This window comes from Kitasatospora sp. NPDC023385 (genome assembly GCF_055664045.1).
Genome location: NZ_JBVOOL010000028.1, coordinates 1 through 15,987, shown reverse-complemented (window position 1 = coordinate 15,987; position 15,987 = coordinate 1). Strand labels below are relative to the sequence as shown.

Here is a 15,987-nt window from a genome sequence, read left to right as displayed (position 1 = left end):
CCGCTGCACCCGACACTTCGTCACTACGTCTGAGCTGGGCGGTAGCGTTCACCAGGAGCCGAGTACGAAGAATTCCTCCGGCGCGGCATACTTCTGCCTGGCACGGTCTGCCGGACACGGTTCCAGGCAGAAGTGCGGAACTGGCGGGACCGACGGAGCGGGGGCGGGGCATGACGGCTGGCGGCGGCACCGAGGCGGGCACGGACACGGGCGAGTTCAGCCGCCTGCTGACCGGACACCGGGTCGCGTCCGGCCTGACCCAGGAGGAGCTCGCCGCGGCCGCCGGAGTCAGCCTGCGCGCCCTCGGGGACATGGAGCGCGGCCGGACCCGCGGACCGCAGCGCCGCACCGTCCGCGCACTGGCCGGCGCCCTCGGGCTGGACGGGCCGCAGGGCGACGCGCTGGACCGGGCCGCGCAGTGCGGGCGCCCGCGCGGCGTCCGGCCGGGCCAGGCCCCGGCGCCGGCCCAGGCCGCGCCCCGGGATCCGCTGCCCGAGCCGCCCGCCGGCGCCGGCCAGAGCGCCCTCGCCCTGCCGCGCGACATCGCCGACTTCACCGCCCGCGACGACGCCCTGGCCGCGCTCGCCGGCCTCGCCTCGGACGACTGCCCCACCCACCCCCGCGTGGTGCTGATCAGCGGTCAACCCGGCCTCGGCAAGACGGCGTTCGCCCTGCACGCCGCCCACACCCTGACCCCGCGCTTCCCCGACGGCCAGCTCTCCCTCGACCTCGGCGGGATGTCCCCGCAGCCGCTGACCGCGCGCGACGCGCTCGGCCAGGTGCTGCGCGCCCTCGGGGTCGCGGACGCCGCGGTGCCCGCCGGGACGGAGGAGCGGGCGGGCCTCTACCGGGCCCTGGTGCGCGAGCGGCGGCTGGTCCTGGTGCTGGACAACGCCGCCGACGAAAGCCAGGTGCGCCCGCTGCTGCCGGGCTCCGGTCCGGCCGTGACCATCGTGACCAGCCGCAGCGTGCTGCCCGGCCTGGAGTCGGTGCACCGGCTGAGCCTGGACGTGCTCGCCCCGGCCGAGGCGGCCGGACTGCTGGCCCGGATCGCCGGCCGCGAGCGGGTCGAGGCGGCGCCCGACGCCACCGCCGAACTGGCCCGGCTCTGCGGCTACCTGCCGCTGGCGCTGCGGATCGCCGGGCAGCGGCTGGTCGCCCGGCCGCAGCAGCCGGTCGCCCACCTGGTGCGCCAGCTCGCCGCCGAGGAGAACCGCCTGGACCTGCTGGAGACCGGCGACCTGGCCGTCCGCCCGGCCTTCGAACTGTCCTACCGGCGGCTGCCCGCCGAGTCCCAACTGGTCCTGCGGCGCTGCGCGCTGACGGCGGGGGCGGACTTCACGGCGGCCGTCGCCGCGGCCTACGCGGGCCGGTCGGCGGCCCGGACCGAGCTGGTCCTCGAGCAGCTCGTCGACGCCGGCCTGGTGCAGCCGGCCACCCCGGACCGCTACCGCCTGCACGACCTGGTGCGGCTCTACGCGGGCGAGCGGCTGGCCGCCGACGAGACACCGGAGGAACTGGCCGACGCCAAGGCCGCGGCCGGGCGCTGGATCCTCGGCCGGGCGGCGGCCTACGGGCTGCGGTTCGACCCTGAGCGCGAGCAGGACGACGCCGACGCCGCCGGCGCCGGGCCCGAGCGCCTCACCGAGGCGGCGCGCTGGCTGGAGTACGAGCACCCGGAGTGGCTGGCCGCCCTGCACCAGGCGCAGCGGGCCGGCCGGTACCAGGAGGTGGTCGACACCGCCGAGGCCATGCACTGGTTCTCCGACCGGCTGCTGAGCTGGGGCACCTGGGCGGAGGTGTTCCAGCTCTCGGTGGACGCGGCCCGCGCGCTCGGCGACCGGCGGGCCGAGGCGGTGCACGTCAACTACCTGGCCTGGACGTACGTCACCTGCCTGCACCGCTACCGGCGTGGCATCGAACTCGCCGCCGAGGGGCTGGAGTTGGCGAAGGAGGTCGGTGACCGGGAGCAGCAGGGCTGGGCGCTCACCTACCTCGCCGCCGGGCTGCGCTACCTGCGCCGCTACCAGGAGGCGATCGACGCCTTCCACCGGGCGGCGGACGCCTTCGCCGAGGTGGACAGCCGCCCGGCCATGATCGGCCGGCTGGTCACCCTGCGCGGCGCCGCCAACTGCCTGCGCGAGTCCGGCCAGGCCGAGGAGGCGGTGGACACCCGCCGGCGGGCACTGGCCGGCGCCCTGGAGCTGGTGGACCGCTGGTCCTCGCCGCTGATGCACCTGCTGGCGGCCATGACCGCGCACGAACTCGGCCTGGACCGCGCGGCGTTGCGGCGCTGGCCGGCCGCCGAGAAGGCCTACCGGCAGGCGCTGGTGCACTACGAGGCGGTCGGCCGGCCGGACAGCATGACCAAGACCCTGACCGAGCTCGGCACCGCGCTGATCGAGCAGGGCCGGGCCGAGGAGGCCCGCGAACTGCTCACCGAGGCGCTCACCGACCTGAGCGCGGACGGCCCCCGGCCGGCGCCGCCGAGGCACTGACGCACGCGTGCCCGCCGCCGGCCGGGCCGGGAGCGGGCACGCACGTGCGGGGATCGCGGATCAGATCCGGGTGTCCTCCACCACGGGCAGCTGGTCCGGGACGGCCGACTCGTCCGCGGTGCCCGTGCTCCGGACGTCCGCACCCGGCGCGAAGGCCGTGCGCGGCGCGACCGCCGGCTTCTTGCCGCAGAAGGCCGGCTCCAGCGCGTTCATCAGGCCCTGGGTGACCGCGCCGTTGTTGGAAGCGTTGGCGAAGACCACCACGCTGCGCCGCCCGTCCGGGGTCGCGAACGACTGGGTCTGGTAGCCCTGCACGATGCCGCCGTGGCCGAACACGTCCCCGCAGGAGAGCGAGATGCGGCGCAGGCCCAGGCCGTACGAGATCTTCGCGGTGGGCGTGGGCAGGGCGGCGGTCATCTGCTGCAGCGACGCGTCCGAGACCAGCCCGCCGGAGCTGCCGGCCACCAGGGCGGAGAGGAAGCGGTCGAGGTCCTCGGCGCTGGAGATGACGGCCCCGGCGCTCCACACCCAGGAGCCGGTCTGCTCGGTGGAGTCCAGCAGGGGCTTGCTGCGGTCGTCGTTGGTGAGGTAGCCGGTGACGTGGGCGCCGCGGATCTTCTGGTCGGGCACCACGAAGGAGGTCTTGCGCAGGCCGAGCGGCCGGATGATCCGGTCGTTCAGCACCTCCGGGTACGGCCGGCCGGTGAGGTTCTCGACCGCCAGGCCCAGCAGCACGAAGTCGGTGTTGGAGTACGAGTAGCGGCTGCCGGGGGTGTACTGCACGCCGTGCTTGACCGACATCGCCACCAGGTCGCGCGGGTCGTACGCCTTGGTGCGGATGCGCGCCTCGAACGCGCTGGTGGTCTCCTCGCCGGCCTGCTCCAGCAGGTCGTTGGTGTGGTCGTAGATGCCCGCCCGGTGCTCCATGACCTGGCGGCCCGTCATCGTCCAGTCGTCCGGCAGGGTGCCGTCCGGCAGGTAGTCGCGCAGGGGCTTGTCGAGGTCGATCCGGCCCTCCTCCGCCAGCTGCATCACGAGAACGGAGGTGAACATCTTGCTGTTGCTGCCGACCCGGAACCTCCACGAGGAGTTCATCGGAGTCCCGTCGAGGTCGGCCTTGCCGACGGTCAGCGAGCGGGCGTCCTCCTGGTCGCCGTGGTTGCGGATCACCGCGAAGGCGCCGGGGGCGCCGGCGCCCGTGGTGGCCTGCAGGGCGGCGAGCACGCCGGCGATGTCGGAGGCGGGCGCGGCGGCGGCGCTCTGGCCGGCGGCCACGGCCTGGGTGGCACCGGTCGCCACCAGCACGACTCCCGCGGCGGCCACCGCGAGCGGACGCAGAAGGCTGATCTTCGCCATGATCCTCGGTTCTCTCGTGAGCTGACGCGGCGTCGGACCGCGTCGATGGAAGATCACTATCACCGTCCGGGGCGGCCGATGGCAACGTGAACCGATTCGCCCGCATCGTCCGTTGCGTGCGCCGGCCCGACGGCCGCACCGTTCGTTTCCCGCTCCGGGGCCAAGGTTTTACCTGCTGTCGTCTACCCGCGTCGACGGCCGCAGCCCATGCTGTTCGGGCCGCTCCCCGCACGTTCCCTCACAGCGCCCCGCACCGGCTTCCCCGCCGCCCCACCAGCTTCCCGTCGCCGACCATGGAGCTTCCCCATGCCCCTGGCCTCCCTGACGCGCCGCGCCGGCGCCCTGCTGCTCGCCACCGCCGCCCTGATACCGCCGGCCGCGAACGCCCACGCCGCCACCACGGCCTCCGGCACGTACACGGCGGTCGTCTTCCCCGACCAGGACCACACCGTCGTCTACAACCTCATCAACTCCGCGACCCGGTCCGTCGACGTCACCATGTACGAGCTGCGCGACACCCCCGCCGTCAACGCCCTGGTCGCCCGTCAGCGGGCGGGCGTCAAGGTCCGGGTGATCCTGGACGGTGCGCACACCTCGGTCAACGGCTCGGCCTACTCGACGCTCCGGGCCGCCGGGGCCGGTGTGACGTACTCCTCCTCGGCGTTCGTCTACACCCACCAGAAGACCGTCACCGTGGACGGCGCCACGTCGCTGATCATGACCGGCAACCTGGACTCCGGCTACTACGCGAACGACCGCGACTACGGCGTCGTCGACACCGACGCCAACGACGTCGCCGCGATCGAGCGGGTCTTCGCCGCCGACTACGCCAAGACCGCGATCACGCCCACCGACGGCGACAACCTGGTCTGGTCGCCCACCGACTCGCAGTCCCGGCTGCTGGCCCTGATCAACGGCGCGCGGACCAGCCTCGACCTGGAGCAGCTGGAGTTCGGCGACCCGGCGCTGGTGGACGCCGTCGCGGCGGCGGCCGCGCGCGGCGTCACCGTGCGCGTGGTCGGCATGGACCCGGGCTCGTACGCCGACTCCTTCGACCAGGTGACCTCGGCCGGCGGCAGGGTCGCCACCTACTCCTCGACCACCGGCCTGTACGTCCACGCCAAGGTGATCGTCGCCGACTACGGGACGGCGGCGGCCAAGGCGTTCGCCGGTTCGGAGAACTTCTCCGACAACTCGCTGAACCACAACCGCGAGCTGGGCCTGATCACCACCGACGCCGGGGTGGTCGGCACGATCGAGTCCACCGTCGCCGGCGACTTCGCCAACGGCACGCCCTACTAGGGCGGCGGCGCAGCGCGTCTCCTGCCTGACCGTCCTGATCCGACCGTCTCCGACCCGTCCCCGAGCAGCCCACCGGGCCGTTCTCTACCCTAGGACTTGTCATGACTTCGTCCACGAAGCCCCTGAACCCCCGCTCCCGCCGCACGGCGACCGCGATCGGCTCCGCCGTCGCCCTCGTCGCCGCCTCCGCCGGCCTGTGGGCGGCGACCGCCTCCACCGCCCAGGCGGCCACCCTGCCCACGCCCGACCACATCGTGGTCGTGGTGATGGAGAACCACGCCTACACCCAGGTCATCGGCAGCAGCAGCGCCCCGTACCTCAACACGCTGAAGGCGGGCGGCGCCAACCTCACCCAGTCCTACGGCATCACCCACCCCAGCGAGCCGAACTACTACGCGCTGTTCTCAGGCTCCACCCAGGGCCGCGTCGACGACAGCTGCGTGACGGTCGGGGGCTTCCAGAGCGCCAACCTCGCCTCCGAGGTCATCGCCGCCGGCAAGACCTGGGCCAGCTACAACGAGTCCCTGCCCAGCCAGGGCAGCACCGTCTGCAGCAGCGGCAACTACGCGCAGAAGCACAACCCGTGGTTCGGCTTCGGCAACGTGCCGCTCAGCTCGGCCAAGACCTTCGCGCAGTTCCCGACCGACTACAGCACCCTGCCGAACGTCTCCTTCGTCGTGCCGAACCTCTGCAGCGACATGCACGACTGCTCGGTCGGCACCGGCGACACCTGGGTCAAGAACAACCTCGGCGCCTACGCCACCTGGGCGCAGAGCCACAACAGCCTGCTGATCGTCACCTTCGACGAGGACAACAAGCTGTCCGGCAACCGGATCCCGACCGTCGTCTACGGCGCCCACGTGACGCCCGGCAGCAGCTCCGCCACCACCTACAACCACTACAGCGTGCTGCGCACCGTGGAGGACCTGGCCGGGGCGACCGGCCACGCGGGCAACGCGGCCTCCGCGAGTGACATCACCGGCATCTGGAACTGAGCCGCAGCGATCAGGGCTTGACCCGAGCCCGCGCCTGAGCCCGGGCCGGTGGCCGCTCGGCCACCGGCCCGGGTGCTGCGGCGGGTGCTGCGGCGGGTGCTGCGGCGGGTGCTGCGGCGGGTGCTGCGGCGGGTGCTGCGGCGGGTACGGCTGCGGGTTCGGGGGCGGTGGCGGGCCGCGCGCCGTGGCGGCGGACCCCGGGCACCGCCGCCGTGCCCGCGCAGACCAGCGTCACCAGCGCGGCGGCCGCCAGCAGCGGCACCCGGCTGCCCCAGGCGTCGGCGGCCAGCGGCGCCAGGACGTACCCGAGCGGGGCGGCGGCCAGCGAGAGCAGCCAGTCGTACGAGGTGACCCGGGCCAGCGCCCCGGCCGGGATGTCCTGCTGGACCACCGTCTGCCACACCGGGTTCAGGAAGCCCAGTCCGGCCATCGCCACCGCCTGCGCGGCCACGGCGACCGGCGCAGGCGTCGGGACGGCGAGAGCGAGCAGCGGCAGCCCGTACAGCGCCAGAGCGAGGTTGCCGACCAGCACCGGGCGGCGCGGCCGGAGCCGCCCGGCGAGCAACGAGCCGACCAGCAGGCCGATCGCCCCGGCCTGGGTCAGCGCGACCCAGGCGCCGTCGCCGCCCAGGCGGGTGGCGGCGATCAGCGGCCCGAGGGTGAGCAGCACCGCGCTCGCGCCGTTCCACACCCCGTGGGCGATCAGGCTGGTCCAGTACCAGTCGCGGGAGCGCACTTCGCTCCAGCCCTCGGCGAGGTCCCGGCGCAGCGAGCGCGGTCCGGTGGGGGCGTGGGCGTCGGGATCGTCACTGCCGGGGGCGTGGCTGACAGGAGCGTGGTCGACGGGGGCGCGCCGGACGGTGAGCCGGGTGAGCAGCGCCGCGCTCAGCACGAACGACGCGCCGTCCAGGACGAACGCCCAGCCGGGCCCGGCGGTGTACACCAGTACTCCGGCGAGGGCCGGGCCGCCGAGGCGGGCGGCGCCGGTGGCGGTGCCGAGCAGCGCGTTGGCCCGTAGCCGCGTCTCGCTCGGGACGACGGCCGCGATCAGCGGCGAGGCGGTGGGCATGGCGAAGGCGGAGGCGATGCCTCCGACGGCCGAGGCGATCGCGATGGGTGTCAGGCCGGGGTGCCCGCCGAGCAGTTCCAGGCCGACGAGCACCTGGGCGACGGCCCGGACGACGTCGGTGGTGAGCGCGTCCTCGCCGGCCGGGGAGGCCACGCCGCCCCCTCCGACCTCCGCGCCGACCTCAACCTCGCCCCGGCGTCGATCAGCGGCCGGCTGGAGGCCCTGGAGCGGCGGGGCTTTGTCGTGCGCACCCCCTCGACGGAGGACCGCCGGAAGGTCGACATCGTCCTCACGGACGCCGGGCGTGCCGCCTGGCAGGAAGCCCTCGACGTGGTCGGCCGCGAGGAGTGGCGGCTGCTGGGCGTGCTGTCGGAGGAGGAACGGCGGGTGCTGTCCGGGCTGCTGCGGAAGGTGATGCTGGTCCAGGAGGCGGAGAAGCAGCGTCCCGCCGCCCGCTGACGGGGTCGACCCGGCGGGCCAGCCCCTGTGTTCCCGGTCCGCCGGGTCCGCCGGTCCGTCCCCGGTGTGGTCGTCAGAGGCCGAGCTCGGTGAGCCCCGGGTGGTCGTCGGGGCGGCGGCCGGGCGGCCAGTGGAACAGGCGCTCCCCGGGGGCGATCGGCAGGTCGTTGATGGAGGCATGCCGCCGGGCCATCAGGCCGTCCGGGGCGAACTCCCAGTTCTCGTTGCCGTAGGAGCGGTACCACCGGCCGTCGTCGTGCCACTCGTAGGCGAAGCGGACGGCGATCCGGTCGCCGTCGTAGGCCCAGAGCTCCTTGATCAGGCGGTAGTCGAGTTCGCGGCGCCACTTGCGGGTGAGGAAGTCGGCGATCGCCTCGCGGCCGGTGAGGAACTCGGCGCGGTTGCGCCAGCGGCTGTCGGGCGTGTACGCGAGGGCGACGCGCTTCGGGTCGCGGGTGTTCCAGGCGTCCTCGGCGGCCCGGACCTTCTGCCGGGCGGTCTGCTCGGTGAACGGGGGCAGGGGCGGGCGCTGTCCGTCGCGCTGTTCGGCCATGCGTGGACTCCTCGGGAATGGGCGTTCCGCTCGTGAGAACGAGCGTTCTCACTTCGCTGGCTACGATAGGAGAACTATCGTTCTCGCGCAAAGGGCACGGCAGATGGAGCACGAAGACCCGCGGGCCCGCATCCTCGACGCGGCCGAGGAACTGTTCTACGGGCAGGGCATCCAGTCGGTCGGCATGGACGCCGTCCGAGCCGCCTCCGGCATGACGATGCGCCGCTTGTACCAGCACTTCCCGTCCAAGAGCGACCTGGTCGAGGCCTACCTGCTGCGCCGCGACGGCCGCTGGCGGGCGAGTCTCGCCGTGTACGTCTCGCGCACCGGCGGCACGCCCCGGGAGCAGGTGCTCGCGGTGTTCGACTGGCTCGGCCGGTGGTTCGCCGAACCGGGCTTCCGGGGCTGCGCGTTCGTCAACTCCCTCGGCGAACTGGGCGCCACCACGCCGGCCGTCGTGGCCGCCGCCCGGCACCACAAGGAGCAGTTCGGCGGCTACCTCGCGGGCCTGGCCGAGGCCGCCGGCGCCCCGCCCGCCACGGCCGTCCACCTGACGCTGCTCGCCGAGGGTGCCATCACCACCGCCGCCGTCCACGGCGACCCGACGGCCGCCGTCGACGCCAAGGACGCCGCCCGGCTGCTGCTGGACGCCGCGCCGGCCGGATAGTCACGGTCAGGGGGCGTGGTTCCCGGAACGCCTGCTCTGCGGACGGAAGGCTGGCCTCGGTGAGGAGCCGGAGCAGTCACCGCTCAGGGCGCGTCGGTGTGGGTCAGCGTCTCCCAGCCGATGAAGTAGTCCGCCCCGAACGGGCTGTGGGCGGCCACGTACTTCTCGGTCTGCGGCATCGCGATGCCCTCGCGCAGGTGGTACTCGTCGTACGCGAGCTGCACGGCGGGGCCGAGGCCGGTCTTCACCGAGCCCCCGCACAGCCAGTCGGGCACCTTCGCGCCGTTCTCGTACGCGGTGTGGAACTCCAGTGCCCTGACCAGCCGTTGGCGCCCCTCGCCCCACAGGTCGAGGCCCTGCAGCCGGGCGGTCTCCGCAGTCTGGGCGGCCGCTTCCAAACCCCAGCCGGTGTGGCCGAAGTCCCGGCAGGTCTCCTGCGCCAGCCCGTCCACGAAGGTGGACTGGCCGTTCCAGTACGTGACCAGCGCCGACCGGCCCGCGATCCCGGCACGCGGCGGCGGCACCGGGAGTGCGCCGTCGGTGGAGAGGTAGACGTACGCGGGCAGGCGCTTGCGCCACAGGTCGGCGGCCTGGTCGAAGAGGCCGTGGTCGTCCAGGAAGACCGCGATGCCCATCAGGGCGTCGGTCTGGATCAGTTCCCAGTTGCCGTTCTTGCGCGGGCTGCCGGGGGTGAGCTCCGGCACGTAGACGGTGCGCAGCATGGTGGCGAAGCGGTTCGCCGAGGCGGTCGGCCAGCCCGCACCGGTGTGGCGGACCAGTTCGGCGGCGCGGGCCCAGTTGTTGCCCGCCCAGCCGGTCTGCAGCGGGGCGTTGCTGTTGGTGTGCTCCTTGATGACGGCCGACCAGGCGTCCATGATCTGGATCGCCTTCTCGGCGTGGCGGGTGTCGCGGGTCAGCACCCACTGCAGGGCCTGGGCGTACGCGGCCATCGAGTCGTCGCGTTCGTCGGAGCAGCCGTTGTTCGGGTTCGAGCTGGAGCCGCACTCGACGGTCGCGCGCGGTTTGGGCTTCCAGCCCGGCGAGGCGTACTTGCTCGCCAGCAGGTCGGCGTACGCGGACTTCCAGGGCTCGGTGCCGGCGTCGACCTTGCTCTTGGCGAAGGCGATCTGCTGGGCGCCGACCAGTACGCCGGGGTGCTGGAAGGCGGCCTGGCGGGGGTGGTCGGCAGCGGGTCCGGCAGAGGGTCGGGTGGTGGGTCCGCCGGCGGGTCCGGTGGCGTCCGCAGGCGCGGAGGCGAGCGGCAGCATGAGGGCGACGAGCGCCGCCCCGGCGATCAGTGTCCTGGTGGTGCTACGGCCCATGGGGAAGTCGTCCTCTCGGTGGGAGGGGGGCGTGCTCCGGCCTTTGACTGCACGTTAGGAAACCTTCCTAACGATACGCATTGAACCACCGACTCCCGGACCCGCCAAGCGGTGCGCGGTGCGGATGGTGCGCCCGTGACGGCTGCGCCCGGTGCGTTTATCGGGCATTGATCGTCTCCGCCTAGGGTCGGGGCATGGACGACGGAGTGGCCGAGCGGTCGGGAACGGTGCCCGAGGGGCGGATGACGGAGCAGGACGCCGACAGGTTCCGGCAGTTGCTGGCGAGGTTGGAGCAATCGCTGGTGGCGGATCGGGAGGCGGTGACGGACCCGCAGCGGTGACGGGCCTGAAGCGCCGACGGCCCAGCGACACTGACGCGACGTCAGCAGTCGCACCCGCAGTCGCAGCCACTGCAGCAGTCGCACCCGTCGCAGCACTGGCAGCACTGGCAGCAGTCGCCGCAGCTCGGGTCGCAGCAGTCGCAGCAGTCGTTCCGCTGGCAGAAGCCCTCGCGGCGCTGGCGGCTGAACGGGTCGTTGTGGTCGCAGCAGAGCAGCTGGCAGGTGCAGGCCATCAGCGCCCACACCGCGCACCCGGCGAGCAGGTTGCGCGGGCGCGGCGGCTTCGCGCCGGGCGGGGTGAAGCCGGGGCCCTGCGGCACCCACGGGGGGATCGTCGCCTGGCCCGGGTGCTGGCCGGGCGGCGCCTGGCGCGGCGGCGCGTCATGCGGGTGCTCGCCCCCGGGGCCGTGCGCGGCGCCCGTCGTGCGGCACTCGGCCGCGTGCCGGGCTCCGAAGACCCGGTCCACGGCGCGCTCCGTGTCGTGTGCGAGCAGGACGTGGACGAGCGCGCGGTCGGTCAGTTCGGCCTCGCGCAGTGCGAGCCGGATGCCGTGGACGGCGTCGCGGCAGAGCCGTTCGGCCTCGGCGCGGTCGGTGCCGGTGGCGGTCAGCGGGTTCCAGGCGCCGGAGGCGGCGTCGGCGGCCTGGTCCTCGGCGGCGTCGAGGAGGTGGGCGAGACGGCCGAACAGTCGCCCGGCCTCGGCGAGCGGGGCGGCGTTGCCGGGGCGTCCGGCGATCACGGCGGTGTGGGCGAAGGCGGCGGAGGTGGCGGTCTCGGTGGGCTCGGTGACCAGCAGGACGGATCCGCCGGGCCGCAGCGATCGTTCCAGTCCGCCCTGCCGGGAGGCCGCTTCGAGTAGGACGCCGGTGTCGAAGCCGACGGCCGAGGCGCTGCCCGCGCTCCGCCGGTCCCAGCGCCGGGTGACCGCGCGGGCCCCGGCGGCGACGGGCCGGCGGGCGAAGACGCCGTCGCGGTCCTCGACGTGGTCGCGGATCTTCACCGAGGCGAGGGTGAGCGAGACGGCGGCGGCGAGCCGGGCGCCCTCGCCCTTGGCGACGGAGGCGGTCCGCATGCCGCGCAGCGGGCAGGGCCCGGCGGTGCGCCGCCAGGAGGAGTCCTCCCGGGCGGCTTGGGCCTCGACCAGGACGGAGATGATCAGGCCGTCGTAGTTGGTGGCGGTCCTGGCGAGCTGTCCGTGGTCGTCGCGCAGTGCGAGGCAGAGCCCGCACAGGTGGGCCATCCAGGAGGTCTGCAACCGTTCGGACAGCCGGTGCCTACACGGTCGGATGATGCCGAACACGATCGTCCCCCTCGCCCTGCGGCCGCTGACCGGCCGCGATTCGCCGCACATCATATGATCAGTGGCGCGCCGGGGCCGAGCCCTCCCCAGTCAGGAGACTCCTGGGCTGGAGGGCCGGTTCCGCACGGGGGACGGTCGTGTCGCCGGAGTGCCCGACCGGTCGTCAGGCGCGGCAGCGCAGCAACTCCAGCGGGGGGTGCGCGAACAGGTCCGCCCAGAAGTCCGCACCGAACGCGCGGAAGCCGGCCTCGGACACCTGCAGCGGCACCCACTCCAACTCGCCGAACCCGGCCGCCCGCAGGCTGCCCTCGAGGACCTCGCGGCGCGGGGCGGTGGTGACGATGCTGATCGGCTGCGGGTCGAGGAGGGCGGTGATCCGCACCCGCGGGCCCGTCTCGACCTCCTCGCCGGTCGGCTCGCAGCGGAACCCGTACGCCTCCAGGGACGGACAGTCGAACCGGTAGTCGGGGTTCTGGGCGAGCACGAAGAACTCCCCGCCCGGCACCAGGCTCCGGTGGACGGCGCGGCACATCCGCTCCATCGTCGCGATGTCCTCGGCGTAGTTGAGGCACTGCACGCCCAGTGCGACGTCGAAGCGCCGGGCGAAGGGCCGCAGTTCGGCGACGTCCCCGACCTCGTACCGCACGCCCATCGGCTCGCGCCGCTCGAACTCCCGGGCCGCGGCGACCATCTCGACGGAGATGTCGACCCCGAGGACGTCCGTGGCGCCGCGCCGCTTGAGCTCCCTGCTGTAGAAGCCGGTGCCGCAGGCCAGGTCGAGGACCGACCTTCCGCTGACGTCCCCGACCATGCCCAGGAAGCTCGGCACCTCGCCGTACCGCATCAACGGCAGGGACTTGAACCCCTCGAACGCCTCACCGATCTCGTCGTACTGCTGCACACCCACCGTGTGGTCCTCCCGTCGCGGCCGTGGCTGCGGCTCCGCCCGGAGGGAACTCCCCGGTGCGCCGCAGCCTCTGTCGGGCAGTCAACCCCACGGCCGGCAGGGCGTCGTACTGGCGGAAGCCACAAAGATCCCCGCCGTCCGGGCCCGGCGGACGGAGGGCCGTACGGAGGGCTGCACGGAGGGCTGCACGGAGGGCCGCACGGGCCGCCGGACACGCGACCGGACGGCCCGGTCGGGGTGCCGCCGAAATTCCGGCGAACGATTCCCGTATCCGGGATAGCATCGCGAATATGGGAATCGACACGGCCGCCGACGAGCGGCTGGCACAGCGGCTCGCCGAGCTGAGGCTCGAACGCGGCTGGACGCTGGAGGAGTTGGCGCGACAGGCGGAGGTCAGCCGGTCGACGCTGTCGCGGGTGGAGCGGGCGGAGGTCAGCCCGACGGCCGCGCTGCTCGGCCGACTGTGCGCCGTGTACGGGCGGACGATGTCGCGGCTGCTCGCGGAGGTGGAGGCGGGCCCGGCGCCGCTGGTGCGGGCCGGGGAGCAGCAGGTGTGGCGGGACGGGACGACCGGGTTCGTCCGCCGGTCGGTCTCGCCGCCGCACGGCTCGCTGCGGGCGGAGATCGTCGAGGGCCGGCTGCCGGCCGGCGCCGACATCGCCTACGACCGGGTCTGCGTGCCCGGCCGGGAGCACCACCTCTGGCTGTTCGAAGGGCGGTTGGAGCTGACCGTGGACGGCGAGGCGCAGCGGCTCTGCCCCGGCGACTGCCTGCGCTACGTCTCCGGGGCGAGCCGCTTCCGCAGCCTCGGCCCCGGCGAGGCCCGATACGCGCTGGTGGTGGTCGAGCAGTGAGCGCCGCCACCGGCCCGATGACGAAGGAGCGCTTCGACGCCGCCGGGCGCCGCGTCCTGCTGGTCTGCGTCGCGGGCGGTTTCACCACCCTGCTCGACCAGTCCGTCCTCAACACCTCCGTCCCCGCCCTGCGGGAGAGCCTGCACGCCCGGCCCGCCGACCTCCAGTGGATCGTGGCGGGCTACTCGCTGGCCTTCGGCCTCGCGCTGATCCCCGGCGGCCGGCTCGGCGACGTCAAGGGCCGCAAGTGGTACTTCGTCACCGGGCTCGCCCTCTTCACCCTGGTCAGCCTGGTCTCCGCGACCGCCACCGAGCCCGGGGTGCTGATCGCCGCCCGGCTGCTCCAGGGCGCGGGCGCGGGCCTGGTCAACTCCCAGATGATCGGCACCCTCCAGGACGTCTTCGAGGGCCAACTCCGGGCCCGCGCCCTCGGCATGTACGCCGTCACCGGCGGCCTGGCCTTCGCCCTCGGACCGCCGATCGGCGGCGCGGTGCTCGCGGCGGCGGGCCCCGAGCACGGCTGGCGACTCACCTTCCTGCTCAACGTGCCCTTCGGCCTGGCCACCGTCGCCCTGGCGGCCCGCCACCTCCCCAGGCCCCGCCCCAGGACCAGGCACGCCGACCTCGACCTGGTCGGCCTGCTGCTGGTCGGCGCGCTCACCCTCGCCCTGATGCTGCCCTTCGTCCGGCCGCCCGGCTGGACCGGCTGGCTGGCCTTCGCCGTCGCGGCGCTCCTGCTGCTCGGCGCGCTCGCCTGGTGGCAGCGGCGCTACGCCCGCACCGGCGGCCATCCGCTGATCCACCCGGCGCTCACCCGCTCCGCCCCGTACGCGCTCGGCACGGCGACGGCGATGGCCCAGTTCGGCGCCTCGCTCGCGGCTTCGCTGGTGCTGACCATGTTCCTCCAGGACGGCCTCGGGCTGTCCCCGATGGGCGCCGCGCTGGTCGCGCTGCCCTCGGCCGTGGCCATGGGCGTCGCCTCGGCGCTGGCCTGGCGGGTCGTCCAGCGCTTCGGCCGACGCACCGTCACCGTCGGCATGGCCGGCTCCGCGCTGACCATGCTGGCGAGCGGACTCCTCGCGCACGGGGCGCCCGCCGCCGCGCTGCCCTGGCTGCTGGCGCTGCTGCAGTTCCTCGGCGGCGCCTCGATCGGTCTGATGGGCTCCACCAACCAGGCCTACGTGCTGCGCCACGCACCCGCCGAGGCGGCCGGGGTGAGCGGGGCGATCCTGCAGATGGCGCAGCGGATCGCGGCAGCCGTCGCCGTCTCGGCGCTGTCCGGCGTCTACCTGCGGCAGACCGCCGGCGGCGGCGGGCACCGCTCCGCCTACCTCACCACGAGCCTGGTGTGCGCGGCGGTGGCCGGACTCGCCGTCCTGGCCTCCGTCCTGGCCGGCCGCGCCACGGGCCGGGAGCAGCGCGAGGACGAGCCCGCGGCGCTGAGCCGAGGGCGAACACCCGTCCGCTGACGGGTCGTCGGCGCGTACGGTGGTCACCATGATCGACGTAAAGACCGTGGACCTGCCCGAGACGGTGCTCGCCTACCGCGAGAGCGGATGCCCCGACGGCCCGCCGCTGGTGCTCCTGCACGCCCTCGGCGAGCGCGCCTCCGACTGGGACACCGTGCTCCCCGACCTCGCCCCCGGCCACCGGGTGTACGCCCTCGACCTGCGCGGCCACGGCGACAGCGGCCGGCCCGCCCGGTACGGCCTGGAGGAGATGCGGGACGACGTGCTGGCCTTCCTCGACGCCCTCGGACTGGACCGCGTCGACCTCGTCGGCCACTCGATGGGCGGCGCCGTCGCCTGCCTCCTCGCCCAGGCCGCACCGCGGCGGATCGGCCGGCTGGTCCTGGAGGAGATCCCCGCGCTGTACCCGCGCCCCGCCAGTGCGGTGCCGGACGACCCGGACGAGGACGTCCACTTCGACTGGGCGATGGTCCGGGCCGTCAAGGCCCAGTTGGACAACCCCGACCCGGCCTGGCGGGACGGGCTGGCGAGGATCACCGCCCGCACCCTGGCGGTCGCGGGCGGCCCGGCCAGCTCCGTCCCCCAGGAGCGGATCGCCGAACTCGCCCGGCTGATCCCGGACTGCCGCCTGGTCACCGTCGAGGCCGGGCACCTGGTGCACGGTGCCCGGCCCGAGGAGTTCGTCGCCGCGGTGGCGCCGTTCCTGGCGGAGCCCCTGCCGGTGTGACCGGTGGGGCGACGGGCGGAGCCACTGGCCGTGTGACTGGCGGAGCCAGTGCCGCAGCCGCGGCCGGCGTGCCTAGAAGTCTCCTGAAGATCTTGTTGTTGGTGGAGGGGTGTCCCCGGGTGGGGATGCCCCTCTGTCGTTATGCGGTGGTGGGGGTGAGGGTCCAG

At 74.1% G+C, this 15,987-nt stretch carries 15 protein-coding genes; 9 read left to right on the top strand and 6 right to left on the bottom strand.

Annotated features, from left to right (window positions below):
• Positions 1 to 170 precede the first annotated feature (170 nt).
• Complete coding sequence (locus AC0B61_RS30635) at positions 171 to 2,498, top strand: ATP-binding protein (RefSeq protein ID WP_471744713.1); 2,328 nt, start codon at positions 171 to 173, stop codon at positions 2,496 to 2,498.
• Positions 2,499 to 2,558: 60 nt separating this feature from the next.
• Here AC0B61_RS30635 and AC0B61_RS30630 read toward each other — a convergent pair whose 3' ends face one another.
• Positions 2,559 to 3,854: a serine hydrolase domain-containing protein gene (locus tag AC0B61_RS30630; protein ID WP_471744711.1), complete on the bottom strand. Its 1,296-nt coding sequence runs from the start codon at positions 3,852 to 3,854 to the stop codon at positions 2,559 to 2,561.
• 306 nt (positions 3,855 to 4,160) lie between these two features.
• On the opposite strand from AC0B61_RS30630, the gene AC0B61_RS30625 reads away from it, so the two are divergent.
• Both AC0B61_RS30625 and AC0B61_RS30620 read left to right on the top strand, forming a co-directional pair.
• Entirely contained in the window at positions 4,161 to 5,156 is a 996-nt protein-coding gene (locus tag AC0B61_RS30625) for a phospholipase D-like domain-containing protein (protein ID WP_471744709.1), read from the top strand.
• A 101-nt stretch (positions 5,157 to 5,257) separates the two neighbouring features.
• Positions 5,258 to 6,151, top strand: a complete 894-nt coding sequence (locus tag AC0B61_RS30620) for an alkaline phosphatase family protein (protein ID WP_471744707.1) — start codon at positions 5,258 to 5,260, stop codon at positions 6,149 to 6,151.
• Between the two features lie 10 nt (positions 6,152 to 6,161).
• Here the strand turns inward: AC0B61_RS30620 and AC0B61_RS30615 are convergent, their stop codons facing one another.
• Positions 6,162 to 7,313, bottom strand: coding sequence for an MFS transporter (locus AC0B61_RS30615; protein ID WP_471744706.1), 1,152 nt, complete (start codon positions 7,311 to 7,313; stop codon positions 6,162 to 6,164).
• Between AC0B61_RS30615 and AC0B61_RS30610 the strand changes: the two genes are divergently transcribed.
• Positions 7,281 to 7,679 (top strand): MarR family winged helix-turn-helix transcriptional regulator, encoded by a 399-nt coding sequence (locus AC0B61_RS30610; protein ID WP_471744704.1) that lies wholly within the window; start codon positions 7,281 to 7,283, stop codon positions 7,677 to 7,679. The two genes, AC0B61_RS30615 and AC0B61_RS30610, sit on opposite strands and share 33 nt — an antisense overlap.
• A 73-nt stretch (positions 7,680 to 7,752) precedes the next feature.
• Here the strand turns inward: AC0B61_RS30610 and AC0B61_RS30605 are convergent, their stop codons facing one another.
• Positions 7,753 to 8,232, bottom strand: a complete 480-nt coding sequence (locus AC0B61_RS30605) for a nuclear transport factor 2 family protein (RefSeq protein ID WP_471744702.1) — start codon at positions 8,230 to 8,232, stop codon at positions 7,753 to 7,755.
• A 103-nt stretch (positions 8,233 to 8,335) separates the two neighbouring features.
• Between AC0B61_RS30605 and AC0B61_RS30600 the strand changes: the two genes are divergently transcribed.
• Complete coding sequence (locus AC0B61_RS30600; protein ID WP_471744701.1) at positions 8,336 to 8,899, top strand: TetR/AcrR family transcriptional regulator; 564 nt, start codon at positions 8,336 to 8,338, stop codon at positions 8,897 to 8,899.
• Positions 8,900 to 8,982: 83 nt separating this feature from the next.
• On the opposite strand, the gene AC0B61_RS30595 is transcribed toward AC0B61_RS30600, so the two are convergent.
• Positions 8,983 to 10,221, bottom strand: coding sequence for an alginate lyase family protein (locus tag AC0B61_RS30595; RefSeq protein ID WP_471744699.1), 1,239 nt, complete (start codon positions 10,219 to 10,221; stop codon positions 8,983 to 8,985).
• A gap of 194 nt (positions 10,222 to 10,415) precedes the next feature.
• On the opposite strand from AC0B61_RS30595, the gene AC0B61_RS30590 reads away from it, so the two are divergent.
• Complete coding sequence (locus AC0B61_RS30590) at positions 10,416 to 10,562, top strand: hypothetical protein (RefSeq protein WP_471744697.1); 147 nt, start codon at positions 10,416 to 10,418, stop codon at positions 10,560 to 10,562.
• A gap of 41 nt (positions 10,563 to 10,603) precedes the next feature.
• Here AC0B61_RS30590 and AC0B61_RS30585 read toward each other — a convergent pair whose 3' ends face one another.
• Positions 10,604 to 11,863, bottom strand: coding sequence for a DUF5685 family protein (locus AC0B61_RS30585; protein ID WP_471744696.1), 1,260 nt, complete (start codon positions 11,861 to 11,863; stop codon positions 10,604 to 10,606).
• A gap of 163 nt (positions 11,864 to 12,026) precedes the next feature.
• A complete protein-coding gene (locus AC0B61_RS30580) occupies positions 12,027 to 12,770 on the bottom strand; it encodes a class I SAM-dependent methyltransferase (protein WP_471744694.1) in 744 nt (247 codons plus the stop codon).
• 290 nt (positions 12,771 to 13,060) lie between these two features.
• On the opposite strand from AC0B61_RS30580, the gene AC0B61_RS30575 reads away from it, so the two are divergent.
• From AC0B61_RS30575 to AC0B61_RS30565, 3 genes are read left to right on the top strand one after another with little or no spacing between them, the layout of a single operon-like run.
• Positions 13,061 to 13,624 carry a helix-turn-helix domain-containing protein gene (locus AC0B61_RS30575; protein ID WP_471744693.1) on the top strand — a complete coding sequence of 188 codons (564 nt, stop codon included), beginning with the start codon at positions 13,061 to 13,063 and terminating at the stop codon, positions 13,622 to 13,624.
• Complete coding sequence (locus AC0B61_RS30570) at positions 13,621 to 15,093, top strand: MFS transporter (protein WP_471744691.1); 1,473 nt, start codon at positions 13,621 to 13,623, stop codon at positions 15,091 to 15,093. The genes AC0B61_RS30575 and AC0B61_RS30570 overlap by 4 nt, the downstream gene beginning before the upstream one ends.
• 28 nt (positions 15,094 to 15,121) lie before the next feature.
• Positions 15,122 to 15,820, top strand: coding sequence for an alpha/beta fold hydrolase (locus AC0B61_RS30565; protein ID WP_471744689.1), 699 nt, complete (start codon positions 15,122 to 15,124; stop codon positions 15,818 to 15,820).
• Positions 15,821 to 15,987: the final 167 nt, after the last annotated feature.